Annotated in this window: 1 protein-coding gene; it reads right to left on the bottom strand. The window is 75.7% G+C overall.

Annotation, left to right across the window (positions count from 1 at the left end):
- Positions 1-1,087, bottom strand: a 1,087-nt coding sequence (locus I59_RS18850; RefSeq protein WP_049976502.1) for a DNA-3-methyladenine glycosylase 2, incomplete at its 3' end; no start/stop codon positions are given.
- Positions 1,088-1,154: the final 67 nt, after the last annotated feature.

Raw genomic sequence — 1,154 nt, 5'->3', positions numbered from 1 at the left:
CGTTGCGCACCGCGAGGTCGCTGTGCAGGAACAGGTCGGGGTGGTGCCGGACACGGAGCGCTACGTAGTCGGCGGTCCACGGGCCGATCCCCTTCACCGCGAGCAGGCCCTCGCGGAGCTCCTGCAGGGACTGCCCCGCATCCACCACGAGCGATCCGTCGGCGAGCGCCGCGGCGACCCGGAGGATCGTCTGCACCCGGGCCGCAGGACCGCGGAGGACGGACCCGCCGCGCTCGGCGATCGCGTCCACCGTGGGGAAGAGCCGGCCGCCGGGCAGCACCGACTCCGGCGCGGTGGCGCCGAGTGCGGCGACGAGCCGGGTCTGGGCGGTGCGGGCCGCGGCGACCGAGACCTGCTGCCCGATGAGGGTGCGGATGACGACCTCGTGCGGGTCGACCGCCCCGGGCAGCCTGATGCCCGGGACGCGCGCGACCGCGGGTTCGAGCTCGGGCAGGGTCGTCAGCACGGCGTCGACCGCGACGGGGTCGGCGTCGAGGTCGAAGAGTGCGCGGACCCTGGCGACCAGCGTGGGGAGGTCGGACAGGTCCTCGACCCGCACCTGCAGGTCGATCCCGACCGCCCGCCCGGCGGCGGCCGTCGCGCGGAACCAGCCCGCGCCTCCCGGCAGGGAGACCAGCCGTCCGTACGAGGTGACCCGGCCGTCGGCGTCCACGTCCACCTGCTCGGTGCCGGGCAGCGCGTGCAGCGCGTGCCACTCGAGCAGGCCCTGGGCGTCGAAGGGCGCGCGTGCCGGGAGGTGCACGTGCAGGGCGCCGTCGCCGACGGGCCGCAGCGTCCGTCGTGCGCGGAGCTCGGTCGGCGTGACCGCGAAGACCTCGCGCACGGTGTCGTTGAACTGGCGGACGCTCGCGAACCCGGCGGCGAAGGCGACGTCGGCGATGGGCAGGTCCGACGAGGTCAGCAGCGTCCGCGCGGTCTGTGCCCGGTGTGCCCGGCTGAGCGCCTTCGGTCCGGCACCGAGCTCGGTCGTCATGATGCGGTTCAGCTGCCGCTCGGAGTAGCCGACACGGGCGGCGAGACCGGGCACGCCGTCGCGTTCGACGACGCCGTCGAGGACGAGCCGCATCGCGCGGCCGGCGACGTCCTCGCGGAGGTCCTACTCCGGGCTGCCCGGCGTGCCCTCGGGCAGGCAG

Source organism: Curtobacterium sp. B8, assembly GCF_000333315.1.
Lineage (GTDB): Bacteria > Actinomycetota > Actinomycetes > Actinomycetales > Microbacteriaceae > Curtobacterium > Curtobacterium luteum.
The sequence above is the reverse complement of the archived record's forward strand: the minus strand, read 5'-3'. Positions and strand labels throughout refer to the sequence as shown.